Source organism: Streptomyces sp. NPDC050508, assembly GCF_040655155.1.
Classification (GTDB): Bacteria; Actinomycetota; Actinomycetes; order Streptomycetales; family Streptomycetaceae; genus Streptomyces.
Map to the genome: position 1 here is coordinate 1 of NZ_JBFAJJ010000005.1, position 23,827 is coordinate 23,827.

The following is a 23,827-nucleotide window of genomic DNA, read 5'->3' on the forward strand; positions in this document are numbered from 1 at the left end:
GGTGACCGGTACTAATAGGCCGAGGGCTTGTCCTCAGTTGCTCGCGTCCACTGTGTTGGTTCTGAAACCACGAACAACCCCATTGCCATGGTCACGGTGATGGTGCGGTTGTCTGTTTCATAGTGTTTCGGTGGTCATAGCGTGAGGGAAACGCCCGGTTACATTCCGAACCCGGAAGCTAAGCCTTACAGCGCCGATGGTACTGCAGGGGGGACCCTGTGGGAGAGTAGGACGCCGCCGAACAATCTTTGGAGGACCCCTGGTCCCAGCGTTCACGCTGGGACCAGGGGTCCTTTTCTTTTTCTTGTTTTGAGACAAGCACAGCTGAGACAAGCACAGCCCGGAGCGCGCCGAGTAGCTGGCTGCGCGAGAATGACTTGCGGTACCGAAGACAGGAGTCACCGATGTCCACCAACTCTCCCGAGGACCGACCGGAGCGCGACGAGCGGCGACGGGACAGTGGTGACCGCGGCGACCGTGGCGGGTACCGCGGAGGCCCGAGCCGTAGCAACGATCGCGGGAACGACCGCGGCGGCAGCAGTGACCGCGGTGGCTACGGCCGTCGTGACGACAACCGTGGTGGCGCCCCTCGCCGCGACGACCGCGGCGGTAGCGGTGCCAGTGGCGGTGGTGACCGTGGCGGTTTCCGTGGGCGTGACGACCGTTCCGCCGGCCCGCGTCGAGATGACCGTCCCACCGGTCCGCGCCGTGACGACCGTCCGTCCGGTCCCCGTCGCGACGACCGCGGTGGCGAGCGCGGAGGGCGTCCCGGAGGGTTCCGTCGGGACGACAGCCGTGGTGAGCGGCCCGCGTTCCGCCGTGACGACCGCAGCGACAACCGGGGCGGTGAGCGTCGCGACGACAACCGTGGCGATCGCGGTGGTTTCCGTCGCGATGACAGCCGTGGTGAGCGTCCGCCCTTCCGTCGGGACGACAACCGCGGTGGCGGTGGTGGTTTCCGACGTGACGACAATCGCGGTGAGCGGCCTCCGTTCCGGCGTGACGACCGCAGCGACAACCGGGGTGAGCGTCCTGCCTTCCGGCGTGACGACGACCGCGGTGACCGTGGCAGCTACCCCCGCCGTGACGACCGTCGCGATGACCGCCGTAGCGACGATCGTGGCAGTGGCGATCGCGGTGGATTCCGCGGCCGGGATGACCGTTCCGCAGCTCCGCGTCGTGACGACCGGCCCGCCGGCCCTCGCCGTGATGACCGCGGCGGCGATCGTGGTGGCTTCCGGCGTGACGACAGCCGTGGCGAGCGCCCTCCGTTCCGGCGTGACGACCGCAGCGACAACCGTGGCGGTGAGCGTCCGCCGTTCAGGCGTGATGACCGTCGTGACGGTGACCGTCCCGCTTTCCGGCGTGACGACAACCGTGGTGACCGTGGCAGTTACCCCCGCCGTGACGACCGTTCCGCCGGTCCGCGCCGTGATGACCGCGGTGGGGATCGTCCGGCCTTCCGTCGGGACGACAGCCGTGGTGAGCGGCCTCCGTTCCGGCGTGACGACCGCAGCGACAACCGGGGCGAGCGTCCCGCCTTCCGGCGTGACGACGACCGCGGTGACCGTGGCAGCTACCCCCGCCGCGACGACCGTTCCGCCGGTCCGCGCCGTGATGACCGGCCCGCCGGTCCCCGTCGTGACGACCGTCCGTCCGGTCCCCGCCGCGACGACCGCGGTGGCGATCGCGGAGGACGTCCCGCAAGCGGAGGGTTCCGTCGGGACGACAGCCGTGGTGAGCGGCCCGCGTTCCGCCGTGACGACGAGCGTGGCGGCTTCCCCCGTCGCGACGACCGGCGTGATGACCGCCGTGGCGACGACCGCCGTGGTGGTGGCAGCCGGTTCCGTGACGAGCGGGAGCGTGACCGCGACCGTGAGCCGATCAAGCGGCTGCCGATCCCCGAGGACGTCACGGGCGAGGAGATCGACAAGGACGTACGGCAGGAGCTGATGAGTCTGCCGAAGGGGCTCGCGGAGGACGTCTCCAAGAACCTGGTGATGGTTGCCCGGCTCATTGATGAGGACCCCGAGGGCGCCTACGCCTACTCCAAGATCGCCCTGCGACTGGCGTCGCGCGTCGCCGCCGTTCGTGAGGCAGCCGGGTTCGCGGCGTACGCGAACCAGAAGTACAGCGAGGCGTTGGCCGAGTTCCGGGCCGCGCGGCGGATGACCGGCAGCGTGGATCTGTGGCCCGTGATGGCCGACTGCGAGCGTGGGCTCGGGCGGCCGGAGAAGGCGCTGGAGATGGCCGGGGCCGCCGAGGTGCACAAGCTCGACAAGGCCGGCCAGGTCGAGATGCGGCTCGTCGCGGCCGGTGCCCGGCGTGACATGGACCAGCTCGACGCGGCCATCGTCACGCTGCAGAGCCCCGAGCTGGCCTCGAACACCGTGCAGCCGTGGACCGCGCGACTGCGGTACGCCTATGCCGACGCCCTGCTCGCCGCCGGCCGTGAGGCCGAGGCGCGGGAGTGGTTCGCCAAGGCTGTGGAGTCCGACAAGGACGGCAGCACGGACGCGTCGGACCGGCTCGCCGAGATGGACGGTGTCGAGTTCGTCGACGCGTTCGTCGAAGACGATGACGAGGACGACGACGAGCGCGACGACGACGTCGAGCCTCAGGAGGAGGCTTCCGCACCCGACGAGGTGGAAGCGGAAGTCGACATCGAGGATGACGAAGACGACGACGAGGACGACGACATCGAGGACGTCGAGACCGAAGTCGAAGTTGAGGTCAAGGAAGGCAAGGCAGACGTCGTCAAGGAAGAAGACGACAAGGACTGACACCGCGCGTCAGTGACAAGGGCGGGATCCCGGCACCGGGGTCCCGCCCTTTCGCGTTTCCGGTATCTCAGGGTTCCAGCGCGCGCAGCACCAGCCCCGACGCCGGCTTCGGGCCGAAGGACGTCGACTTGCGGGGCATCGTGACGCCCTGGCGGGCCAGGTCGCGTACGACCTCCTCGCGGACGGGGTGCATCAACACGGCCGTACCGCCGTCGCGTTCGGCCTTGCGGACCGTGGCGGCGGTGTCGTGGATGTAGGCGATGCGGGCCGGGTCATCCTCGGGGATGAGCCAGACGTGGTCCAGGAGAGTGGCGTGCAGGACCGTGGCGTCCAGGGTGCGCCAGGCCGCGGGGCGGTCGGCCGGGATCGTACGGGCCAGGAGGTCCGGGTCCGGGTGGTCGACCAGATGGAAGGCGCCGTCGCCGGCGAGGAGGAAGGCGTTGCCCGCGCAGGCCGCGTCGGCGAGGGCCTCCAGGGCCTCGGGGAGTGGCACTTCCAGGTGCTGTACGTGGAACAGACCGTCGAGGGCGGCCAGGGCGTCGGCGACCGGGACGCCGTGCAGGAGGCGGTGGATCGCGCGGACGCGGAGCGGGTAGCGGGCCGTGTCGACCAGGAGGACCAGGCCGTAGTCCCAGGGGCTGGGGGAGGGGTGCTCCGCGCGTAGACGTCGGTAGGTCGCCCAGCGGTGGTGGCCGTCGGCGATGAGGGCCTGGTGGCGGGCCAGGTCCGTCTGGATGCGGGCCAGGTCGGTGGGGTCGGTGACCGACCAGAGGCGGTGGCTGTAGCCGTCCTCCGTGGTCGTCGACAGGAGTGGGGGGTGCTCGGCGATGCGCTCGACCACGGTGGTGGTGTCCGCCGGGGAGCCGTTGCCGCGGTACGTGAGGAGCAGGGGTTCGAGGTTCGCCGAGGTGGCGCGCATGAGGGCCGCGCGGTCCGCGACCACGTGCGGCATGACGTCCTCGTGCGGCAGGACCACGCCCTCCGACGGGTCCGACAGGCGCAGGGCGCCGATGACGCCGCGTTGCAGCAGGCCGGCGCCGTCGCGCTGTTCGTAGACGTACAGGCCGGGCTCGGGGTCGGTGGTGAGGACTCCCTCGGAGAGCCAGCGGTGCAGTGTGTCGGCGGCCTGTTCGTTGCGGGCGCTCGGGGTGGTGGCCTGCGGGAGGATCAGCCGGACGATGTTGTGCGGGTCGGCGTCCTGGAGGTGGTGCAGGCCGTCGGGGCGTACGACGACGTCGTACGGTGGGGACGTCACGGCGGCCAGGCTGCCGACCAGGTCGGGGTCGTAGCGAAGGCCTCGGAACGGGGTGAGTTCCAGGCCTCGGCGCTCCGTTGCTTCCGAGTGACCTGCGGTGTTCATCCCGGCATCGTACGTGTGTCAGTGGCATGCGGGATGATCGGGTGAAAGCGATCGAACGAGGAGCGATGTGGAATGAGCCAGAGCGTCAGGACGAGCCCCGACGGCAGTGGCCGGGCCCTGAGCGAGGCGTACGACACGGCGCTGCTCGACCTCGACGGGGTGGTGTACGCGGGGGGCAACGCGATCGCCCACGCGGTCGACTCGCTCGCCATCGCCCGCGCGGGCGGGATGCGGCTGGCCTACGTCACCAACAACGCGCTGCGGACGCCGGACGCGGTGGCCGAGCATCTCACCGAGCTGGGGATACCGACCGGGGCCGACGACGTCATCACCTCCGCGCAGGCCGTCGCCCGGCTGATCAGCGAGCAGGTGCCGGCGGGCTCCCGCGTGCTGGTGATCGGTGGCGAGGGGCTGCGGGTCGCGCTGCGCGAGCGCGGGCTTGAGCCCGTCGACTCGGCCGAGGACCAGCCGGTGGCGGTCGTGCAGGGGTACGGCGGGCCCGACCTGGCCTGGGGGCGGTTCGCGGAGGCCTGTTACGCCATCGCGCGCGGGGTGCCGTGGTTCGCGTCCAACACCGACCTGACGATCCCGAGCGCGCGAGGCATCGCGCCGGGCAACGGCGCGGCGGTGGAGGTCGTACGGATCGCGACCGGGGCCGAGCCGCAGGTGGCGGGCAAGCCGTTGCCGCCCATGCACAAGGAGACGATCCTGCGGACGGGCGCCGAGCGGCCGTTGGTCGTGGGGGACCGGCTGGACACGGACATCGAGGGCGCGTTCAACGGGGATGTGGACTCGCTGCTCGTCCTGACGGGTGTGACGGACGGCGCGCAGCTGCTCGCCGCGCCGCCGCAGCACCGGCCGACGTACGTCGACGCCGATCTGCGGGGCATGCTCACCGGGCAGCCCGAGGTCACCGAGGCGGGAGAAGGCTTCCGGTGCGGTGGCTGGACGGCGACGGCGGGCCGCGACCGGCTGGAACTCGACGGTGAGGGGGAGCCCTTGGACGGGCTCCGGGCGCTCTGCGCGGCGGCCTGGACGGCGGCGGGGGACGGTTCCTGCACGTTGGACGGAGGGAAGGCGCTGGCGCGGCTGGGACTGTAGGGGGCTGAGTCGGGACTCGCGCTTTTAGATCAAATGCGAGGGTAGGCTAACCTAACCTCGTGTTGGTCGACAGTCCCCCAGAACAGCGCGCGGAGACCGCCCCCGCGCCCCCAACCCGCCAGGCGATACGAGTCCTTGGGCTCTTCGCCTCCGTGGCGCTCCTGGTCCTCGTGGCCCTGGCGAGCATCGCGATCGGCGCGAAATCGCTGCCGTTGGGGGATGTGTGGCACGGCCTGTTCCATGACTCGGGGACGTACGCGGACGTCGTGGTCGACGACCGGATCTCCCGTACGGTCCTCGGGCTGCTCGCCGGTGCCGCGCTCGGCCTGTCCGGTGCCGTCCTCCAGGCGCTCACCCGCAACCCCCTCGCGGACCCCGGCCTGCTCGGCATCAACGCCGGCGCCTCCGCCGCCGTCGTCACCGCCATCACCTACTTCGGCGTCACGAGCCTGAGTGGTTACGTCTGGTTCGCGTTCGCGGGCGCGGCCGTCGTCGGCGCGCTGGTCTGGTTCCTGGGCGGCAGCCGGGGCGCCACCCCCGTGCGGCTCGCGCTCGCCGGCACCGCGATCAGTGCCGCGCTCTACGGCTACCTCCAGGCCGTCATGATCATGGACGACGCGGCGCTCTCCAAGATGCGCTTCTGGACGGTCGGTTCACTGGCCTCGGCCACCGGCTCGACGATCACGCAGGTCGCCCCGTTCCTCGCGGTCGGCACGGTCGTCGCCCTGCTGCTCGCCCGGCCGCTGAACGCCGTGGCGATGGGCGACGACACCGCCCGCGCCCTCGGCGCCAACCTCAACCGGACCCGGGCGCTCGCCATGCTCTCCGCGACCGTGCTGTGCGGCGCGGCGACCGCCGCCTGCGGGCCGATCGTGTTCGTCGGCCTGATGGTGCCGCACGTGGTGCGCTCCTTCACCGGCCCCGACCTGCGCTGGATCCTGCCGTACGCCACGATCCTGTCGCCCGTGCTGCTGCTCGGCGCCGACGTCCTCGGCCGGTTGATCGCACGGCCCGCGGAGCTCCAGGTCGGCATCGTCACCGCGGTCATCGGCGGTCCGGTCTTCATCCATCTCGTACGACGGCGGAGGACGGCCCAGCTGTGACGGCCACACCAACTCAGGCTCTCCGTACGCGAGCTGTACGGACCGGCGGCCTCTCCCTCCGCCTCGACCTCCGCGCCTTCACGGTCGTCGTCCTTCTCCTGGTCTGCGCGCTCGCCGCGAGTGTCGTGCTGATCGGTACCGGTGACTTCCCGATCTCGGCCGGGGATGTGCTGAAGACGCTGTTCGGGGGCGGTGACGCGGGTCAGGAGTTCATCGTGAACGAGCTGCGGCTGCCGCGCGTCCTCGTCGGGCTGCTGGTCGGTGCCTCGCTCGGGCTCGGCGGTGCGCTGTTCCAGTCCATCTCCCGTAATCCGCTGGGCAGTCCGGACGTACTCGGCCTCTCGCAGGGGTCGACGGCCGGGGCGCTGGTCATGATCGTGCTCTTCTCCGGCAGCGCTACGGCCGTCACCCTCGGGGCGCTCGTCGGCGGTCTGGTGACCGGGCTCGCGATCTATCTGCTGGCCTGGAAGCAGGGGGTGCACGGGTACCGGCTGGTCCTGGTCGGCATCGGCGTCTCCGCCGTCGTCACCGCCCTCAACGGCTATCTGATCACCAAGGCCGACCTCGTCGACGCGGCCCGCGCGGTCGTCTGGATGACCGGCTCCCTCAACGGCCGTGACTGGACCCAGGTCTGGCCGCTCCTCGCGCTCTGCGCCGTACTCCTGCCGCTGGTCCTCGCCAACGCGCGCGGGCTGCGGATGATGGAGATGGGCGACGACGTGTCGTACGCCCTCGGGGTGCGCGTCGAGCGCGTACGGCTGCTGCTGATGGTGGCCGCCGTGCTGCTCACCTCGGCCGCGACCGCCGCCGCCGGGCCGGTCGGCTTCGTGGCTCTTACGGCACCGCAGCTCGCCCGGCGCCTGACCCGCTCGCCGGGTCCCAACCTGGTGCCCTCGCTGTGCATGGGCGCCACCCTGCTGGTCACCGCCGACTGGGCGTCCCAACGGGCGTTCGGCGCCGACCAGTTGCCCGTGGGCGTGGTCACCGGAGTCCTCGGCGGGGTCTACCTGCTGTGGCTCCTGGTCACCGAGCGCAAGGCGGGCCGGATATGAGCAATCAGAGGAACCAGAGCAATCAGAGCGGCCTCAGCAGCGGGCTGAACAATCGAAGGAGCACCGTGAACCGCCTGTCCGCCGAGAACGTCACCCTCGCCTACGACCAGCGCGTCATCGCACGCCAGCTGTCGGTGGAGATCCCTGACAACTCCTTCACGGTGATCGTCGGCCCGAACGCGTGCGGCAAGTCCACGCTGCTGCGCGCCCTGTCGCGGATGCTGAAGCCGGCCGAGGGCCGGGTGCTGCTCGACGGCCAGGTCATCCAGTCGATGCCGGCGAAGAAGGTCGCGCGCACCCTGGGTCTGCTCCCGCAGTCGTCCATCGCACCCGACGGCATCACCGTCGGCGACCTCGTGGGCCGCGGCCGGTACCCGCACCAGGGCATTCTGCGCCAGTGGTCCAGCGAGGACGAGCGGGTCGTACAGGAGTCGATGACGCAGACCGGTGTCGCCGAGCTGGCCGATCGCTATGTCGACGAACTGTCCGGCGGGCAGCGGCAGCGCGTGTGGATCGCGATGGCGCTGGCCCAGCAGACGCCCCTGCTGCTGCTCGACGAGCCGACCACCTACCTGGACATCCAGCACCAGATCGACGTCCTCGACCTCTGCGCCGAGCTGCACGAGGAGCAGGGCCGCACGCTGGTCGCGGTGCTGCACGACCTCAACCACGCCGCCCGGTACGCCACCCACCTCATCGCGCTCCGGGAGGGCGCGGTCATCGCGGAGGGCGCACCGAGCGACATCGTCACGGCCGAGCTGGTCGAGGAGGTCTTCGGGCTGCGCTGCCAGGTCATCGACGACCCGGAGACAGGGACACCGCTGGTGGTGCCGGCGGCGCGCAAGGCACGTACGGCACAGGCGCGGACCGACCACCAGAAGGTGGCCGCTACAGAAGTTTCCTGAGGCGGAACAGGTCGAACACGTTGGCCTCCAGCTTCACCCGGCCCGAGCCCCAGGCCTTCGCGAAGTTCAGGCCGCCGTTGACCATGGCGACCAGGTCGTCGCCGGCCATGGTCAGCCTGATCTGGGCCTTCTCGGGCGGAGAGCCCTGTACGGTCTCGTCCACCACGATCCGGCCGTCGGAGAGCCTGCCTACGAACGTGACGTCGAGGTCGGTGATCCGGCAGCTGACCGAACGGTCCATGGCCGCGGCGGCGCGGACATTCCCATCGGCCTTCTGCATGTTGTCCGAGAGCTTTTCGAGTGCGGCACGGCACTCTTCGATCGTTGCCATCGTGATCGACGGTACCCCAGGCCTTCGGGGTAGCGTCTGGGCATGAGCGACTCAGTTCCCGAGGTCGAGGCCGGGGCCGTACCGGAGGGCGTTCCGGAGGCTGTTCCGGACGCCGTTCCGGAGGCAGAGCCCACGTACGACCCCGCCGCCCCCGCGCCGCTGAACGTGGACCGCACCCCGAGCGGCAACGCCGACGTCGACGCCCAGCTCGGGCGGCTGGCCGACACCGACCACCTCGCCACGGACGGACATGTCGAGGTGTACGAGGATGTACACCGGGGGCTGCGCGACGTGCTCACCGCGCTCGACGCCCGCCCGGGACCTCCGGCGCCCCCATCGACGTATGGCAATAGGAGCTGAACCGAACGTGGCAGGAGTGGCACGCCGACGTCTCGACGCCGAGCTGGTCCGACGGAAGCTCGCGCGCTCGCGGGAGCACGCGAGCCAGCTGATCGCCGCCGGCCGGGTCACCGTCGGCAAGACCGTCGCGACCAAGCCCGCCACCCAGGTGGAGACCGCGGCGGCCATCGTGGTCGTTCAGGACGACGGAGACCCCGACTACGTCTCCCGGGGTGGCCACAAGCTCGCGGGCGCGCTGGAGGTCTTCGTACCGCAGGGGCTCGTCGTCGAGGGACGGCGGGCGCTGGACGCCGGTGCGTCCACCGGGGGCTTCACCGATGTGCTGCTGCGCGCGGGTGCCACGCAGGTCGTGGCGGTCGACGTCGGGTACGGACAACTCGCGTGGTCTCTTCAGAGCGATGAACGCGTCACCGTCAAGGACCGTACGAACGTACGCGAGTTGACGCTTGAAGCGATCGATGGGGAGCCTGTGGATCTAGTCGTGGGGGATCTGTCCTTCATCCCGCTCGGGCTGGTGCTGCCCGCCCTGGCGCGGTGCACGAAGCCGGACGCGGACCTGGTGATGATGGTCAAGCCGCAGTTCGAGGTGGGGAAGGAACGGCTCGGGAGCGGGGGCGTCGTACGCAGCCCGGAACTCCGGGCCGAAGCCGTACGCGGTGTCGCCCGGCGGGCCGCGGAACTGGGACTCGGAGTGGAGGGCGTCACCGCCAGCCCGCTGCCCGGGCCCTCCGGGAACGTCGAGTACTTTCTGTGGCTGCGGGCCGGCGCACCCGAACTGGACCCGGCCGATGTTGACCGTGCAGTGGCGGAGGGGCCGCGTTGACACAGAACCGAGCTCGTACTGTTTTCCTGCTCGCGCACACGGGTCGCCCTGCGGCCATCCGGAGCGCCGAGCTGGTCGTCAAGGGGCTGCTCCAGTCCGGCATCGGAGTGCGCGTCCTGGAGTACGAGGCACGCGACCTGCCGCTGCCCGACGAGGTGGAGACGGTCACCGAGGCCACCCCGCAGTGCCTTGAGGGCTGCGAACTGCTCATCGTCCTCGGCGGCGACGGCACGCTGCTGCGCGGCGCGGAGTTCGCGCGGGCGTCCGGGGTGCCGATGCTCGGCGTCAACCTCGGCAGCGTGGGGTTCCTCGCGGAGGCCGAGCGGGACGATCTCGACAAGGTCGTGGACCGGGTGGTCACCCGGGCCTACGAGGTCGAGGAGCGGATGACCGTCGATGTCGTCGTGCACAAGAACGGCAACATCGTGCACACGGACTGGGCGCTGAACGAGGCGGCGGTGCAGAAGGCCGGCGCCGAGAAGCTGCTGGAAGTCGTCCTGGAGATCGACGGGCGCCCGGTGACTGGGTTCGGGTGCGATGGGATTGTTTGTGCGACGCCCACCGGGTCTACCGCCTACGCCTTCTCTGCCGGTGGGCCTGTGGTGTGGCCCGAGGTGGAGGCGTTGCTGATGGTGCCGATCAGTGCGCATGCGTTGTTCGCGAAGCCGTTGGTGACGTCGCCGGATTCTGTGTTGGCCGTTGAGGTGTTGCCGCATATCCCTCCGGGGGTTTTGTGGTGTGACGGGCGGCGGACCGTTGAGTTGCCTGCCGGGGCTCGGGTTGAGGTTCGGCGGGGGGCTGTGCCTGTGCGGTTGGCTCGGCTGCACCATGCGTCGTTCACGGATCGGCTTGTTGCGAAGTTCGCTCTGCCTGTTTCGGGGTGGCGGGGGGCTCCTCACTAAGTGACGGCCGGTGGGGGCTGAGCGCGCAGTTCCCCGCGCCCCTAAAAGAAGGTGGGTCCACTCCCCCGGGTGACAGGGTGCCTCGCGCTTCTCCCGCCCTACCTCGTAAGGTCTTCACCGTGCTGGAAGAGATGCGGATACGGTCGCTCGGAGTCATTGACGACGCTGTCGTCGAGTTGTCGCCGGGGTTCACCGCTGTCACGGGTGAGACCGGTGCGGGCAAGACCATGGTCGTCACCAGTCTCGGGCTGTTGCTCGGGGGGCGGGCGGACCCGGCGCTGGTGCGGATCGGGGCGAAGAACGCGGTCGTGGAGGGGCGGATCTCCGTGCCTCCGGGTGCCTCTGCCGTCCTGCGGGCCGAGGAGGCCGGCGCCGAGCTGGACGACGGGACGCTGCTCATCAGCCGTACCGTTTCCGCCGAAGGGCGCTCCCGGGCGCACCTGGGCGGGCGTTCCGTGCCGGTGGGGCTGCTCGCCGAGTTGGCCGACGACCTTGTCGCCGTGCACGGGCAGACCGATCAACAGGGGCTGCTGAAGCAGTCCCGGCAGCGGCAGGCGCTCGACCGGTACGCCGGTGATGCCGTCACCGGGCCGTTGGCCAAGTACGGCGAGGCGTACCGGCGGCTGCGGGCCGTCGCCGTCGAGCTGGACGAGATCATCACCCGCGCGCGTGAACGGGCCCAGGAAGCCGACATGCTGCGCTACGGCCTCGACGAGATCGCGGGCGTCGAGCCGCGCGCCGGGGAGGACGTGGAACTCGCCGCCGAGGCCGAACGGCTCGGGCACGCCGAGGCGTTGGCGTCCGCCGCCACGGCCGCCCATGCCGCGCTCGCCGGCAACCCCGAGGACCCCGAGGGCATCGACGCGGCGACCCTCGTCGCGGGTGCGCAGCGGGCCCTGGAGGCCGTACGATCGCACGACTCCGAACTGGCCTCGCTCACCGACCGGATCGGTGAGATCGGCATCCTTCTCGGCGATGTGGCGGGGGAGTTGGCGGGTTACGCCGACGACCTGGACGCCGATCCGCTGCGGCTGGCCGCCGTCGAGGAGCGCCGGGCCGCACTCAACGCGCTCACGCGGAAGTACGGCCAGGACATCACCGCCGTGCTCGCGTACGCCGAGCAGGGTGCCTCGCGGCTGACCGAACTCGACGGCGACGACGAGCGCATCGACGAACTGACCGCCGAGCGGGACGCGCTGCGAGGCGAACTGGGCGGCCTTGCCCAGGCGTTGACCGATGCGCGTACGGAGGCCGCCGAGCGGTTCGCAGCGGCGGTGACCGCGGAGTTGGCTTCCCTTGCGATGCCGCACGCGCGTGTGTCGTTCGAGATCCGGCAGACCGAGGACCCGGAGGGCGTCGAGGTCGGCGGCCGGACGGTCGCCTACGGCCCGTCGGGCGTCGACGAGGTCGAGTTGCTGCTCGCCCCCCACCCTGGCGCTCCGCCGCGGCCCATCGCCAAGGGCGCGTCCGGCGGTGAGCTGTCGCGCGTGATGCTCGCGGTCGAGGTCGTGTTCGCGGGGACCGACCCCGTGCCGACGTATCTCTTCGACGAGGTCGACGCCGGTGTCGGCGGCAAGGCGGCGGTCGAGATCGGGCGGCGCCTCGCGAAGCTCGCGAAGACCGCGCAGGTCGTGGTCGTCACGCACCTGCCGCAGGTGGCCGCGTTCGCCGACCGGCAGCTGCTCGTGGAGAAGACCAACGACGGGTCCGTCACCCGCTCCGGTGTGAAGGTCCTCGAAGGCGAGGACCGGGTACGGGAGTTGTCCCGGATGCTGGCCGGCCAGGAGGACTCGGAGACGGCACGGGCGCATGCGGAGGAGTTGCTGGCGACGGCGCGGGCGGACGGCTGACGGGCCGTTCTGTAGGGGTGGCGGGTGCTCCGTAGAGTGGCCGGATGATCGCACGCACGCCTCGCATCGCCTCCTCCACCCTTGCCGCAGCCGTCACCCGTACGACCCTGGTCGCCTTGCGCGCCAAGGGACTTGGTGACCGCTGGGAGCGGAAGAACCACGCCGGCCGGACCGTCGATCTGTACGCGGCCCCGGCGACCGTCGCCGGAGCCGCCCTCGCTGCCGCGCGCGTCCGTCCGGCCGCCGGGTTCGCGGTTCTCGCGGCGGGTGTCTGCGGTGGTTACGACGATGTCGTCGGCGCGGGCGATCCCCGGCGCGGTTTCCGGGCGCATCTCTCCGCCCTACGGGACGGTGAAGTCACCAGCGGGGCAGTCAAGTTGTTCGGCATCTCCGCCGCCGGGCTCGTCGCCGGGACGCTGCTCAAGGAGCGGCCTCTCGACAAGGTGCTCGCGGGGGTCGTGATCGCCGGGGCGGCCCATTTCGTCAACCTCGTGGACGTACGACCCGGCCGCGCCGCCGGCACCGTACTCGCCCTCGCCGCACCGGGGTTGCTGCGCCGAGGCCCCGGCGCGGAACTGGCCGCCGCCACGATCGGAGCCGCCGGCGCGGTACTGCCGGACGACCTCGGCGAGCGGACGATGCTCGGTGACGCGGGGGCACACGCCCTGGGCGCGGCACTCGGCACGGCCGTCGTCGCCGGAAACGGGCGGGCGGGGCTGGTGGCGCATGCTGCCGCGGTGGTGGCCGCGGCGGTCTACGGAGACCGGGTGAGCGCGCTGGCGCGGACGCTGTGAGGGGATACGTGAGGTGAGCTGTGAGCATGCCCCCGGCCTGCACAAGCCCCAGCCCCAGCGCCGACCTCACCAACCCCGCCCCGCCTCGCCCACCACACAACCCCCCGCCGCCTCACTCGTACGGGTGATCCCCGCACCCCTGTTGCCCTTCCCCACAGCCCCCACACCTTCCGGCGTTGCCGGAACACCCGTACGTGCTGGCATCCTTGAGACGGAACGCGTAGGAAGCGTGCGGTACACCCCCTCCGCCCGATCCTTCTGTACTTTTCTTCGTGACCGCCCGTCGCCGAACCAGGAGCCCCGGCCACGTGACCCCCGTGAGCAGCCACTCACCGCACGGCCAGTCGCCGCTGCGCACCGTGCAGGTGCTCGGCGGAGGCAATGCCGCCAGTAGCGCGCATGTGCGCTCCCTGGCCTCCGGGCTCGTCGCACGGGGCGTGCGGGTGACGGTGTGCGCCCCCGTCGAGGCCGATCACACCTACGACTTCACGGGCGCCGGTGCCGAACACGTGCACGTGCCGCGCAGCAGCGACCCGGCCTCCGTGGCCGCGCTGCGGGCGGCCTGCGTGGACGCCGACCTGGTGCACGCGCACGGCCTGCACGCCTCCTTCCGTGCCGTCCTCGCGCTCAGCGGTCGTCGTACCCCGCTCGTCGTGACGTGGCACAACCGCGCCCACGCCGAAGGGGCCCGGGCGCACTTGCTGCGGCTGCTGGAGCGGCGGGTCGTGAAGGCCGCCGTGGTCGTCCTCGGGACCACGTCCGATCTGGTCGACAGGGCCCGGCGGACCGGCGCCCGGGACGCCCGCCTCGCCGCCGTCGCGCTGCCGGGGCCGCGCCGGGCCGCCGTCCCGCATGAAGATCCCGATCGGCTGCTCCCCAAGCTCCGCGCCGAACTCGGCGCCACCGACCGCCCGTTGCTCATCGCCGTCGGCTCGCTCGACCGGCAGCGGGGCTACGACACGCTCCTGGACGCCTCGCGCGGCTGGTACCGCCTCGATCCGATGCCGCTGCTCGTGATCGCGGGGGAGGGGCCGTTGCGGGGCGAGTTGCAGCGGCGGATCGAGGACGAGGAGCTGCCGGTGCGGCTCATCGGGCGGCGGGATGACGTGAGCGAACTTCTCGCCGCCGCCGATCTCGCACTCCTGCCCAGCAGTTGGGAGTCCCGCTCGGTGATCGCCCAAGAGGCCCTCCACGCACGCGTACCGCTCGTCGCGACCGCCGTCGGAGGCATCCCCGAACTCGTCGGCGATGCCGCCGCACTCGTGCCCTACGGCGATGCGAAGGCGCTCGCCGACGCGGTCACCGGCCTGCTGCGTGACCCCGAACGCCGGGAACTGTTGCGGGAGAAGGGCATCCGGCAGGCGGCCACCTGGCCCACCGAGGACGAGACCGTCGCCCAAGTGCTGAGTGTCTACGACGAGTTGACCCAGCCTCTGCCGTTCACCTGAGAAGCGGCCCCCTATGGGACGAGCCTGCGGGCCCGCAGCGCCAGGCTCAACGCCAGTACCGTCTGCGGGTCTTCGAGGTCCGTGCCCAGCAACTCCCCGATGCGGGCGAGGCGGTTGTAGAGGGTCTGCCGGTTGAGGTGCAGCTCGCGCGCCGTCTCCGCCTTGCGGCCCGCGTGCGCCAAGTACGTCTCCAGGGTGGGCAGTAGCGGCGGCTTGGAGCGGTTGTCGTGGTCCCGGAGCGGGCCGATCGCGCGGTCCACGAAGGCCGCCAGGTCCGGGTGGTCGCGCAGCCGCCACAGCAGCAGCTCGATGTCGAGGCGCCGGGCGTCGTACCAGGGGCGGTCGGACAGGCCCTGTGCCGCGGTCGCCGTCTCGGCAGCGTGCCGTAGGCCCGCCGACGCCGCCGCCCAGCCGCCGGCCACCCCGACGACCACGATCGGCGGCTGCGCGCCCGGGCGTTGCATGCCGGCCCGCTCAACTCCCGCCCGCAGCGCCGCCGCCACCCGGTCCGCGACCGCAGAGCGTTCCGACTCCGAGCGCAGGCCGAGGAGGAGCGGGACGCGGCCCTCCACCGGTCGTACGCCCAGCAGGACCGGGACGCCCACCGAGGCCAACTCCTCGGCGACCGCGCGGGCCAGGACCGCCCAGCCGCCGCCGGGTGCGGCCAGCGCGTCGCCCAGCCGCATCACCACGGGCAGCAGCGGGCTGGTGCCGGGCTTGAAGCCCAGCACGCGGGCCTGCGCCGGGGCGTCCTCGGCGGCGATGCGGCCCTCTGCGAGGTCGGTGAGGAAGTCACCGCGTCCGCGTGCCGCCAGCTCCTCCTCCTGGCGGGCCTGCATCAGGACCACGGCGAGGATGCCCGCGGCCCGTTCGGCGGCGATGCGGTGCACGGGGGCCAGGGGGGCGCGGACCGGAAGGAGGACGATCCGCGCCCGCACCGAGCCCGTTCCGGGACCGCCGCCGGGCACGTCCACCAGCACCGAACCGGTGGGCGGGGAGGCGTCCTTGTGCTGGCCGCGCAGCCCCTCCCACACCTGGAGCGGGTCGGCGCCCTCGGGTCCTGACCCTGCCGCGTAAAGGAGTTGGCCGTCCGGGGTCTCCAGGAAGACCGGGTTGCCGCTGAAGTCGGCCAGGATGCCCAGGACTTGGGGGATGCCACCGCCGCCGAGCAGGGCCTCCGTGCAGCGGCGGTGGACCTCCTCGGCCTGCTGGAGCAGCGCGTAGTGGCCGTTGACGATCTCGGTGTGGATCTCCTCGGTGACCGCGACGAACGGCACCTCGCGGTGCAGCTGGACGAGAGGGAGGCCGGTCGCCCGGGCCGTCTCGACGAGGGTGGCGGGGAGGCGGGTGAAGCGCGGGCCCAGCTCGACCACCAGGGCCGCGATGCCGCGCTCGGCGAGGGTGCGGACGAACGCGCGCTGCTCCGCCGGGCGCGTACCGAGGCCGTAGCCCGTGGTCAGGAGCAGTTCGCCGCCCTTGAGGAGGGAGGCGATGTTCGGGACCTCGCCCGCGTGCACCCAGCGCACGGTCCGCTGCAGGCGGTCGGCGCCCGCCAGGATCTCCGGCAGCCCGCTGCGCAGCCCGGGCAGCTCCAGCGCCCGTTGCACGGTGATGCCGGCGCCCTGGGTCTCGAATGTGCTGTCCGTACGGCTGTCCATGCAGCGGACGCTACCTGCGCGGATGCCTTGTGCACATCTCGGCCTAGGCCGGCGCGATGTTGTGGTTGAAGCGGAAAACGTTGTCGGGGTCGTACTCCCGCTTCACCGCCGCCAGCCGCCGGGTGTTCTCGGCGCCCAGGCCCGCCGTCACGCGGTCCGTGCCCTCGTCGCCGACGAAGTTGAGGTAGACCGCTCCAGTGCTCCAGGGCTGGACCCGGGCGCGGACGTCCTTGACCCACGCGATGCAGCGTTCGTCGTCGGCCGGGTCCTCCCAGATGCCGAAGGGGTGCACGGCCCAGGGCGCGTCCCGGTAGGGCACCGGGAACTCGGTGGGGCCGGACGTGATCGCGCCGCCCTGCGGGAACAGCACGTGCTGTGTTCCGGTGGGGACCGGCATGCTTTCGCCGAGGGCGCAGTAGACGTCCGTGAACGCGTCGGGCGCGCCGGTCAGATACTCGGCCGACCAGTAGTTCCGCAGGCCCGGCGGATCGTCGAGCATCGTCTGGAACTGGGTGTAGGGCAGCGCGGTGACGATCTCGATCTCGTGTGGCAGCGCCAGCAGCGGCTGGGCGAGCTTGCGCATGTCCTCCTCGGCTCCGGCGTAGGTGATCAGGGCACCGCACAGCCGCTTGCCGACCAGGTGCTCGGGCACGAACTCCTCGGGCGGGCCGGTGAGGTAGATGACTCCGCCGCTCGCCTCCTGTGGACCGGTCTCGATGATCTCGCGGTAGGTGCGGACCACGTCCGGGCCGTGTTCGGGGTCGTACATCATCAAGGCGACGGAGAACTCGGGCAGTTCGTGCAGTCTCAGGGTGAGCGCGGTGGCGATGCCGAAGTTCCCGCCGCCGCCGTGCAGGGCCCAGAACAGCTCCGGGTTCTCCTCGGCGCTCGCGTGGACCACGGTCGCATCGGCGGTCACCAGGTCGACGCCGAGCAGGTTGTCGACGGCGAGGCCGAAGGCGCGGTCCAGCCAACCGGTGCCGCCGCCGAGGACGAAGCCGCCGACGCCGGTCGTGGAGACCCGGCCGCCGGTGGTGGCGAGACCGTGCTCCTGGGTCGCGCCGTCCAGTTCGCTCATGGTGGCCCCGCCCGCGATCCGTACCGCCCGGGCGGCGGGATGCACGGTGACCTCGCGCATGTGACGCAGATCCACGACCAGCGCGCCGTCGCCCAGCGCCATGCCCGCGACGCTGTGCCCGCCGCCGCGCACCGCGATCGGCAGATCCAGTTCGCGCCCGAAGCGCACGGCCCGTACGACATCGGCTTCGTCCACGCACTGCGCGATCACGGCGGGACGTCGGTCGATCATCGCGTTGAAGACGAGACGGGCGTCGTCGTAACCCTGATCCCCCGGAGCGAACACGTCGCCGACCAGATCCTCGCGCAACGCGGCAAGGGCCGCGCCCGCCGTCGAGAGGGAAGCCATGGCCGCCCCCCTTTCAGAAAAGGGGTTTTGCCCGCTTCCAGCCTAGGCGGGTGCGGTGCGGCGGTCGCGTCGGGCAGCCGCACGTCACCGGACCGTAAGGGCCGGCCGCCCTACGCCCCGTACGGCAGCAGGGCCCGGACCGTGCGTCGCGGTCCGGGCCCTGCTGCGGTGGTGTGTCAGCTCTGTGCGGTGTCGTCGCCCGCCTGCTCGGCGCCCTCGGCCGCGCGTGCCTTCTCGCGCATCTTGCGCACCAGCTCCGCCTTCTGGTCGGCCGCGCCCTGGCGGTCGAGGTTGCGGTGCGGACCGTGGTTCTGCCGTTCGGCGCGGGACTGCTTCTTGCGCTGGCCGCCGCCCATGCCCACGGGGTTGTTGATGTTCTTGCTCACGGTCACGGGTTCTCCCGGTAGTGATGTGAAGTGATCTACGGATTCATCGGAAGAACACGACAAGGACGTTACCCGGTTCCGTCGGCCCCGCGCACCAACCTGTTCGCCGCCGCGGGCGTGGTGTCCGGCCAGGTGCCCCGCTCGGACAGGTGGAGAACGAGGGCGGCGATGTTCCAGGCATCGTCCTCGCCGCGGTGGTGACGGCCTTCGAGTCGCCGCCCGGCGATCTCCAGGGCCTGCGCCATGCCAGGGCGTTTGCGCAGGCCGTACGCCTCGGTGAAGGCCGCTTTGGCGTTGGTGTGGTGCCGGCCGAAGGGATAGGGCGTCCGGGTCTGCCGGCACTGCCGGGTGAACTGGTTGCGGTCGTAGTCGCCCCAGCTGGTCCACAGGCGGGACCCGGCGTGGTGTTCGGCCGCCAGCAGCCGGCACGCCTCGGCGAATCCGACCCCTCCGTCCACCTCGTCCTGCGTGAGGCCGGTCAGCTCCGTGCAGAACTCGCTGACCGTGGACCGGGCGGGACGCACCAGGATCCGATGCCGGGCGAGGCGCTCCGCGGTGGCCAGGTCGACGACGGTCAGCCCGATCTCGATGATCTCGCTGACCGCGCCCGGAGGTTGGCCGCGATCCCAGCAGGTGGCTTCGACATCCACGACGTTCAGGAGCCGCTCGGCCCCGGTGCTGTCCATGGCGGGAAGGGTAGGGGCGAGCGGCGGCCCGGGCACCTGGATTTTCCTGCCCGGGGCGCGTGCTCAGCGGGTCTCAGCCGCCGTAGGCCCCCGAAGCCGTCAGGCGCAGGGCCGTGTCGATCAGGGGGACGTGGCTGAAGGCCTGCGGGAAGTTGCCGACCTGGCGTTGCAGGCGCGGGTCCCACTCCTCGGCGAGGAGGCCCAGGTCGTTGCGGAGCGACAGGAGCTTCTCGAAGAGCTTGCGGGCCTCGTCCACGCGGCCGATCATCGCGAGGTCGTCCGCCATCCAGAACGAGCAGGCCAGGAAGGCGCCCTCGTCGCCGGGGAGGCCGTCCACGCCCTCGTCCGTGCCCGAGGTGGGGTAGCGCAGGATGAAGCCGTCCGGGGTCGACAGCTCGCGCTGGATCGCCTCGATCGTGCCGATCACGCGCTTGTCGTCCGGGGGCAGGAAGCCCATCTGCGGGATCAGGAGCAGCGAGGCGTCCAGCTCCTTCGAGCCGTACGACTGCGTGAAGGTGTTGCGCTCCTTGTCGTAGCCGCGCTCGCACACGTCCCGGTGAATGTCGTCGCGCAGTTCGCGCCACTTCTCCAGTGGGCCGTCCGCGTCGCCCGACTCGATCAGCTTGATCGTGCGGTCGACCGCGACCCAGGCCATCACCTTCGAGTGCACGAAGTGGCGGCGCGGGCCGCGCACCTCCCAGATGCCCTCGTCGGGCTCGTCCCAGTGCTTCTCCAGGTAGCGGATCAGCTTCAGCTGGAGGAGGGAGGCGTAGTCGTTGCGGGCCAGGCCCGTCATGTGGGCCAGGTGCAGGGCCTCGGTGACCTCGCCGTAGACGTCCAGCTGGAGCTGGTGCGCCGCGCCGTTGCCGACGCGGACCGGGCCCGAGTTCTCGTAGCCGGGCAGCCAGTCCAGCTCCGCCTCGCCGAGCTCGCGCTCGCCGGCGATGCCGTACATGATCTGCAGGTTCTCGGGGTCTCCGGCGACCGCGCGCAGGAGCCACTCGCGCCAGGCGCGGGCCTCCTCGCGGTAGCCGGTGCGCAGGAGCGAGGAGAGGGTGATGGCCGCGTCGCGGAGCCAGGTGTAGCGGTAGTCCCAGTTGCGGACGCCGCCGATCTCCTCCGGGAGGGAGGTGGTGGGCGCGGCCACGATGCCGCCCGTCGGGGCGTACGTGAGGGCCTTGAGCGTGATCAGGGAGCGGACGACGGCCTCGCGGTAGGGGCCGTGGTACGTGCACTGGTCGACCCAGTCGCGCCAGAAGTCCTCGGTCGCCTCCAGCGACTGCTCCGGCTCGGGGAGCGGCGGCGGCTGCTTGTGCGAGGGCTCCCAGGAGATGGTGAACGCGATGCGGTCACCCGGCGCGACGGTGAAGTCGGCGTACGTCGTGAGCTGCTTGCCGTAGGTCTCGGCGGATGTGTCGAACCACACGGAGTCGGGGCCTGCGACGGCGACCGTGCGGCCCTCGTGCTTGTGCACCCAGGGGACGACCCGGCCGTAGGAGAAACGCATCCGGAGGGCCGAGCGCATCGGGACGCGGCCGGAGATGCCCTCCACGATGCGGATCAGCTGGGGGGCGCCGTCGCGAGGGGGCATGAAATCGGTCACGCGGACCGTGCCTCGCGGGGTGTCCCATTCCGATTCCAGGATCAGCGAGTCGCCGCGGTAGCCGCGCCGGGCCGCGCGGGGCGGCGGCGCGTCGGAGGCGTGGGCCGGGCCCAGCCGCCAGAAGCCGTGTTCCTCGGTGCCCAACAGACCGGCGAAGATGGCATGGGAGTCGAATCGGGGCAGGCACAGCCAGTCCACCGTGCCGTCCCGGCAGACCAGGGCAGCGGTCTGCATGTCTCCGATGAGTGCGTAATCTTCGATGCGCCCGGCCACGTGCAACTCCAGTCGAACGGCCACGTCGCCCCAGGGAAAAGGGGCGGTCGCTGTGTGCGGTCAAGGGATCGTTTGTAGTGCGTCGTTGAGCCATGAAGCAAATGAAGGTCGTTGCTCAACGGGCCGACGAGCTCTCGTTGTTCCGGGAAATACGGGCGGGGGTGGTGCCGTGTTCCGGACCGGCTCGGCAGCGAGTGTCCGAGCAGGATACGACGCACGTAGATGATCTGTGTGCCGCTCTCGCCAACGGACCTGGGCCGAACGGGTGAGCAACGCGTGAGAAGCAGGTAACCAGGGCGCGTCTGTGTCGACGGGAGCGGCGTCCGTGTCGAGGCGAGTGCGGAGCGTGGCCGGAAGCCATCTCGTCCGGGCGCTGATACCCTGGTAGCCCGTGGACCGGTGGGCAAGAAACCCCCGAACCGCAGCGACGGCTCCTCCAGAAAAACCCGGGTTCACCGGGCCGGCAGCCGCACCGCACCCCAGACCGCGACCACGGGAGCCCCCTCTTGGCCATGCCGCCCGCTGCTTTCCGAAACAGCAACACCACGACGACCAAGCACATCTTCGTCACCGGGGGTGTCGCCTCCTCACTCGGCAAGGGCCTCACCGCCTCCAGCCTCGGCATGCTCCTCAAGGCGCGGGGCCTGCGCGTCGTGATGCAGAAGCTCGACCCGTACCTGAACGTCGACCCCGGCACGATGAACCCCTTCCAGCACGGTGAGGTCTTCGTCACCAACGACGGCGCCGAGACCGACCTCGACATCGGGCACTACGAGCGTTTCCTCGACCGCGACCTGGACGGCAGCGCCAACGTCACCACCGGCCAGGTCTACTCGACGGTGATCGCCAAGGAGCGGCGCGGCGAGTACCTGGGCGACACCGTGCAGGTCATCCCGCACATCACCAACGAGATCAAGCACCGCATCCGGCGCATGGCGACCGACGAGGTCGACGTCGTCATCACCGAGGTCGGCGGCACGGTCGGCGACATCGAGTCGCTGCCCTTCCTGGAGACGGTCCGCCAGGTCCGCCACGAGGTAGGCCGGGACAACGTGTTCGTGGTCCACATCTCGCTCCTGCCGTACATCGGCCCCTCGGGTGAGTTGAAGACGAAGCCGACCCAGCACTCGGTTGCGGCCCTGCGGAACATCGGTATCCAGCCCGACGCGATCGTGCTGCGCTCCGACCGCGAGGTGCCGACCGCGATCAAGCGCAAGATCTCGCTGATGTGCGACGTCGACGAGGCCGCCGTGGTGGCCTGCCCCGACGCCCGCTCGATCTACGACATCCCGAAGACCGTGCACAGCGAGGGCCTGGACGCCTATGTCGTCCGCAAGCTGGACCTCCCGTTCCGCGATGTGGACTGGACGACCTGGGACGACCTGCTCGACCGCGTCCACAACCCGCTGCACGAGATCAACCTCGCGCTGGTCGGCAAGTACATCGACCTGCCCGACGCGTACCTCTCGGTCACCGAGGCGCTGCGCGCCGGCGGGTTCGCCAACAAGGCCCGCGTGAAGATCAAGTGGGTCACCTCGGACGACTGCAAGACCCCGGCCGGCGCCGCCAAGCAGCTCGGTGACGTGGACGCGATCTGCATCCCCGGCGGCTTCGGCGACCGCGGTGTCTCCGGCAAGGTCGGCGCCATCCAGTACGCCCGCGAGCACAAGATCCCGCTGCTCGGCCTCTGCCTGGGCCTCCAGTGCATCGTGATCGAGGCCGCGCGCAACCTCGCCGGCATCGCGGACGCCAACTCCACCGAGTTCGACCCGGCCACCGGCCACCCGGTCATCTCCACCATGGCCGAGCAGCTCGACATCGTCGCCGGCGAGGGCGACATGGGCGGCACCATGCGCCTGGGCATGTACCCGGCCAAGCTCGCCGAGGGCTCCATCGTGCGCGAGGTGTACGACGGCAAGGAGTACGTCGAGGAGCGACACCGCCACCGCTACGAGGTGAACAACGCCTACCGCGCGGAACTGGAGAAGAAGGCCGGACTGCAGTTCTCCGGCACGTCCCCGGACGGCAAGCTCGTGGAGTACGTGGAGTACCCGCGCGAGGCGCACCCCTACCTCGTCGCGACCCAGGCCCACCCCGAGCTGCGCTCCCGCCCGACCCGGCCGCACCCGCTCTTCGCGGGCCTGGTCAAGGCGGCCGTGGCGCGCAAGACGGGCAAGTAGTACGAAGGTTGTACGGTGACCGGGGTGCGCGCCTTCAAGAGGTGCGCACCCCGGCCGTTTGTGTACGTCAGGTTCATGTACGTGTGGAGGGACAGCGCATGACGATCAAGGACACCCCGGAGGAGTGGGAGATCCGGGCGACCGTGACCCCCTTCGTGGGCAACAAGACCTCCGTGCGCACCGACGACGTGGTCATGCCCGACGGCACGGTCGTGCACCGCGACTACCAGGTCCACCCCGGCTCCGTGGCCGTCCTCGCCCTCGACGAGGAGGACCGGGTGCTGGTCATCAAGCAGTATCGCCACCCCGTACGCCAGAAGCTGTGGGAGATCCCGGCCGGACTGCTCGACATCCCCGGCGAGAACCCGCTGCACGCCGCCCAGCGAGAGCTGTACGAGGAGGCGCACGTCAAGGCCGAGGACTGGCGGGTGCTGACCGACGTCTACACCACGCCCGGCGGCTGCGACGAGGCCATCCGCATCTTCCTGGCCCGCGATCTGTCCGAGGCCGACGGACAGCGCTTCGAGGTCGAGGACGAGGAGGCCGACATGGAGCACGCGCGCGTGCCCCTCGACGACCTGGTCCGCGGGGTCCTCGCCGGCGAGCTGCACAACAACTGCCTCGCCGTCGGTGTGCTGTCCCTGGTCGCTGCCCGGCACGGCGACGGCGTCGACGCGCTGCGCCCCGCCGAGGCGCCGTGGCCCGCGCGTCCCTTCGAGTCCTGAACCCGGCCTTCCCCTTTCACCGATCACCGGTGTGACGATCGGCTGATCCGATCGGGGGACGTACCCGCCGCGCTCCGC

21 protein-coding genes and 1 rRNA gene are annotated in these 23,827 nt (G+C 71.1%); 15 read left to right on the forward strand and 7 right to left on the reverse strand.

From position 1 onward, the window contains the following. Positions 1–126 precede the first annotated feature (126 nt). The 3 genes from rrf to AB0I69_RS15515 all read left to right on the forward strand — a co-directional run bounded on the left by rrf (position 127) and on the right by AB0I69_RS15515 (position 2,783). A 5S ribosomal RNA gene (gene rrf, locus AB0I69_RS15505) occupies positions 127–243 on the forward strand. A gap of 219 nt (positions 244–462) precedes the next feature. Then, entirely contained in the window at positions 463–1,953 is a 1,491-nt protein-coding gene (locus AB0I69_RS15510) for a hypothetical protein (RefSeq protein WP_363096161.1), read from the forward strand. Then, positions 1,953–2,783 carry a hypothetical protein gene (locus AB0I69_RS15515; RefSeq protein WP_363096162.1) on the forward strand — a complete coding sequence of 277 codons (831 nt, stop codon included), beginning with the start codon at positions 1,953–1,955 and terminating at the stop codon, positions 2,781–2,783. The genes AB0I69_RS15510 and AB0I69_RS15515 overlap by 1 nt, the downstream gene beginning before the upstream one ends. A 67-nt stretch (positions 2,784–2,850) precedes the next feature. Here the strand turns inward: AB0I69_RS15515 and AB0I69_RS15520 are convergent, their stop codons facing one another. Continuing rightward, positions 2,851–4,143, reverse strand: a complete 1,293-nt coding sequence (locus AB0I69_RS15520) for a DUF1015 domain-containing protein (protein WP_363096163.1) — start codon at positions 4,141–4,143, stop codon at positions 2,851–2,853. A 72-nt stretch (positions 4,144–4,215) separates the two neighbouring features. Here AB0I69_RS15520 and AB0I69_RS15525 point away from each other — a divergent pair, with 72 nt between their 5' ends. Genes AB0I69_RS15525 through AB0I69_RS15540 form a run of 4 tightly spaced genes read left to right on the forward strand, consistent with a single transcriptional unit; the run spans position 4,216 to position 8,304 of the window. Next, positions 4,216–5,244: an HAD hydrolase-like protein gene (locus AB0I69_RS15525; RefSeq protein ID WP_363096164.1), complete on the forward strand. Its 1,029-nt coding sequence runs from the start codon at positions 4,216–4,218 to the stop codon at positions 5,242–5,244. A 59-nt stretch (positions 5,245–5,303) separates the two neighbouring features. Continuing rightward, positions 5,304–6,347 carry an iron chelate uptake ABC transporter family permease subunit gene (locus AB0I69_RS15530; protein ID WP_363096165.1) on the forward strand — a complete coding sequence of 348 codons (1,044 nt, stop codon included), beginning with the start codon at positions 5,304–5,306 and terminating at the stop codon, positions 6,345–6,347. Further along, complete coding sequence (locus AB0I69_RS15535) at positions 6,344–7,399, forward strand: iron chelate uptake ABC transporter family permease subunit (RefSeq protein WP_363096166.1); 1,056 nt, start codon at positions 6,344–6,346, stop codon at positions 7,397–7,399. The genes AB0I69_RS15530 and AB0I69_RS15535 overlap by 4 nt, the downstream gene beginning before the upstream one ends. Further along, a complete protein-coding gene (locus AB0I69_RS15540) occupies positions 7,396–8,304 on the forward strand; it encodes an ABC transporter ATP-binding protein (RefSeq protein ID WP_363096167.1) in 909 nt (302 codons plus the stop codon). The genes AB0I69_RS15535 and AB0I69_RS15540 overlap by 4 nt, the downstream gene beginning before the upstream one ends. Here the strand turns inward: AB0I69_RS15540 and AB0I69_RS15545 are convergent. After that, positions 8,288–8,635 carry an SCP2 sterol-binding domain-containing protein gene (locus tag AB0I69_RS15545; RefSeq protein ID WP_363096168.1) on the reverse strand — a complete coding sequence of 116 codons (348 nt, stop codon included), beginning with the start codon at positions 8,633–8,635 and terminating at the stop codon, positions 8,288–8,290. The two genes, AB0I69_RS15540 and AB0I69_RS15545, sit on opposite strands and share 17 nt — an antisense overlap. Positions 8,636–8,677: 42 nt before the next feature. Here AB0I69_RS15545 and AB0I69_RS15550 point away from each other — a divergent pair, with 42 nt between their 5' ends. The 6 genes from AB0I69_RS15550 (at position 8,678) to AB0I69_RS15575 (ending at position 14,812) form a co-directional block, all read left to right on the forward strand. Continuing rightward, complete coding sequence (locus tag AB0I69_RS15550) at positions 8,678–8,995, forward strand: hypothetical protein (RefSeq protein ID WP_363096169.1); 318 nt, start codon at positions 8,678–8,680, stop codon at positions 8,993–8,995. Positions 8,996–9,002: 7 nt separating this feature from the next. Beyond that, positions 9,003–9,818: a TlyA family RNA methyltransferase gene (locus AB0I69_RS15555; RefSeq protein WP_363096170.1), complete on the forward strand. Its 816-nt coding sequence runs from the start codon at positions 9,003–9,005 to the stop codon at positions 9,816–9,818. Then, the gene (locus tag AB0I69_RS15560; RefSeq protein ID WP_026179466.1) at positions 9,815–10,720 is read left to right on the forward strand and encodes an NAD kinase; all 906 of its coding nucleotides are present in this window, start codon (positions 9,815–9,817) and stop codon (positions 10,718–10,720) included. Before AB0I69_RS15555 ends, AB0I69_RS15560 begins: the two co-directional genes overlap by 4 nt. Positions 10,721–10,851: 131 nt before the next feature. Further along, positions 10,852–12,570: a DNA repair protein RecN gene (gene recN / locus AB0I69_RS15565; RefSeq protein WP_363096645.1), complete on the forward strand. Its 1,719-nt coding sequence runs from the start codon at positions 10,852–10,854 to the stop codon at positions 12,568–12,570. A 44-nt stretch (positions 12,571–12,614) separates the two neighbouring features. Further along, complete coding sequence (locus AB0I69_RS15570) at positions 12,615–13,364, forward strand: hypothetical protein (RefSeq protein ID WP_363096171.1); 750 nt, start codon at positions 12,615–12,617, stop codon at positions 13,362–13,364. Between the two features lie 308 nt (positions 13,365–13,672). Then, complete coding sequence (locus tag AB0I69_RS15575; protein WP_363096172.1) at positions 13,673–14,812, forward strand: glycosyltransferase family 4 protein; 1,140 nt, start codon at positions 13,673–13,675, stop codon at positions 14,810–14,812. Between the two features lie 11 nt (positions 14,813–14,823). On the opposite strand, the gene AB0I69_RS15580 is transcribed toward AB0I69_RS15575, so the two are convergent. The 5 genes from AB0I69_RS15580 to AB0I69_RS15600 form a co-directional block, all read right to left on the reverse strand. After that, positions 14,824–16,470 carry a PucR family transcriptional regulator ligand-binding domain-containing protein gene (locus AB0I69_RS15580; RefSeq protein WP_363096173.1) on the reverse strand — a complete coding sequence of 549 codons (1,647 nt, stop codon included), beginning with the start codon at positions 16,468–16,470 and terminating at the stop codon, positions 14,824–14,826. Positions 16,471–16,513: 43 nt separating this feature from the next. Next, the gene (locus AB0I69_RS15585; RefSeq protein WP_363096174.1) at positions 16,514–17,896 is read right to left on the reverse strand and encodes an FAD-binding oxidoreductase; all 1,383 of its coding nucleotides are present in this window, start codon (positions 17,894–17,896) and stop codon (positions 16,514–16,516) included. A gap of 176 nt (positions 17,897–18,072) precedes the next feature. Further along, on the reverse strand, positions 18,073–18,288 hold the full coding sequence (locus AB0I69_RS15590; protein WP_363096175.1) for a DUF6243 family protein: 216 nt from the start codon (positions 18,286–18,288) through the stop codon (positions 18,073–18,075). Between the two features lie 62 nt (positions 18,289–18,350). Continuing rightward, positions 18,351–18,968: a 3'-5' exonuclease gene (locus tag AB0I69_RS15595; RefSeq protein WP_363096176.1), complete on the reverse strand. Its 618-nt coding sequence runs from the start codon at positions 18,966–18,968 to the stop codon at positions 18,351–18,353. 73 nt (positions 18,969–19,041) lie between these two features. Next, the gene (locus tag AB0I69_RS15600; protein ID WP_363096646.1) at positions 19,042–20,844 is read right to left on the reverse strand and encodes a glycoside hydrolase family 15 protein; all 1,803 of its coding nucleotides are present in this window, start codon (positions 20,842–20,844) and stop codon (positions 19,042–19,044) included. A gap of 512 nt (positions 20,845–21,356) precedes the next feature. On the opposite strand from AB0I69_RS15600, the gene AB0I69_RS15605 reads away from it, so the two are divergent. After that, positions 21,357–23,024 carry a CTP synthase gene (locus tag AB0I69_RS15605; protein ID WP_363096177.1) on the forward strand — a complete coding sequence of 556 codons (1,668 nt, stop codon included), beginning with the start codon at positions 21,357–21,359 and terminating at the stop codon, positions 23,022–23,024. Positions 23,025–23,122: 98 nt separating this feature from the next. Continuing rightward, on the forward strand, positions 23,123–23,749 hold the full coding sequence (locus AB0I69_RS15610; protein ID WP_363096178.1) for an NUDIX hydrolase: 627 nt from the start codon (positions 23,123–23,125) through the stop codon (positions 23,747–23,749). The last annotated feature ends 78 nt before the right edge of the window (positions 23,750–23,827 follow it).

Excerpts from the sequence above, each read along its gene's own strand:
- AB0I69_RS15515 (WP_363096162.1), top strand. The coding sequence starts at position 1,953 with ATGAGTCTGCCGAAGGGGCTCGCGGAGGACGTCTCCAAGAACCTGGTG.
- AB0I69_RS15520 (WP_363096163.1), bottom strand. The coding sequence starts at position 4,143 with ATGAACACCGCAGGTCACTCGGAAGCAACGGAGCGCCGAGGCCTGGAA.
- AB0I69_RS15525 (WP_363096164.1), top strand. The coding sequence starts at position 4,216 with ATGAGCCAGAGCGTCAGGACGAGCCCCGACGGCAGTGGCCGGGCCCTG.
- AB0I69_RS15540 (WP_363096167.1), top strand. The coding sequence starts at position 7,396 with ATGAGCAATCAGAGGAACCAGAGCAATCAGAGCGGCCTCAGCAGCGGG.
- AB0I69_RS15545 (WP_363096168.1), bottom strand. The coding sequence starts at position 8,635 with ATGGCAACGATCGAAGAGTGCCGTGCCGCACTCGAAAAGCTCTCGGAC.
- AB0I69_RS15550 (WP_363096169.1), top strand. The coding sequence starts at position 8,678 with ATGAGCGACTCAGTTCCCGAGGTCGAGGCCGGGGCCGTACCGGAGGGC.
- recN (WP_363096645.1), top strand. The coding sequence starts at position 10,852 with ATGCGGATACGGTCGCTCGGAGTCATTGACGACGCTGTCGTCGAGTTG.
- AB0I69_RS15570 (WP_363096171.1), top strand. The coding sequence starts at position 12,615 with ATGATCGCACGCACGCCTCGCATCGCCTCCTCCACCCTTGCCGCAGCC.
- AB0I69_RS15580 (WP_363096173.1), bottom strand. The coding sequence starts at position 16,470 with ATGGACAGCCGTACGGACAGCACATTCGAGACCCAGGGCGCCGGCATC.
- AB0I69_RS15585 (WP_363096174.1), bottom strand. The coding sequence starts at position 17,896 with ATGGCTTCCCTCTCGACGGCGGGCGCGGCCCTTGCCGCGTTGCGCGAG.
- AB0I69_RS15595 (WP_363096176.1), bottom strand. The coding sequence starts at position 18,968 with ATGGACAGCACCGGGGCCGAGCGGCTCCTGAACGTCGTGGATGTCGAA.
- AB0I69_RS15605 (WP_363096177.1), top strand. The coding sequence starts at position 21,357 with ATGCCGCCCGCTGCTTTCCGAAACAGCAACACCACGACGACCAAGCAC.
- AB0I69_RS15610 (WP_363096178.1), top strand. The coding sequence starts at position 23,123 with ATGACGATCAAGGACACCCCGGAGGAGTGGGAGATCCGGGCGACCGTG.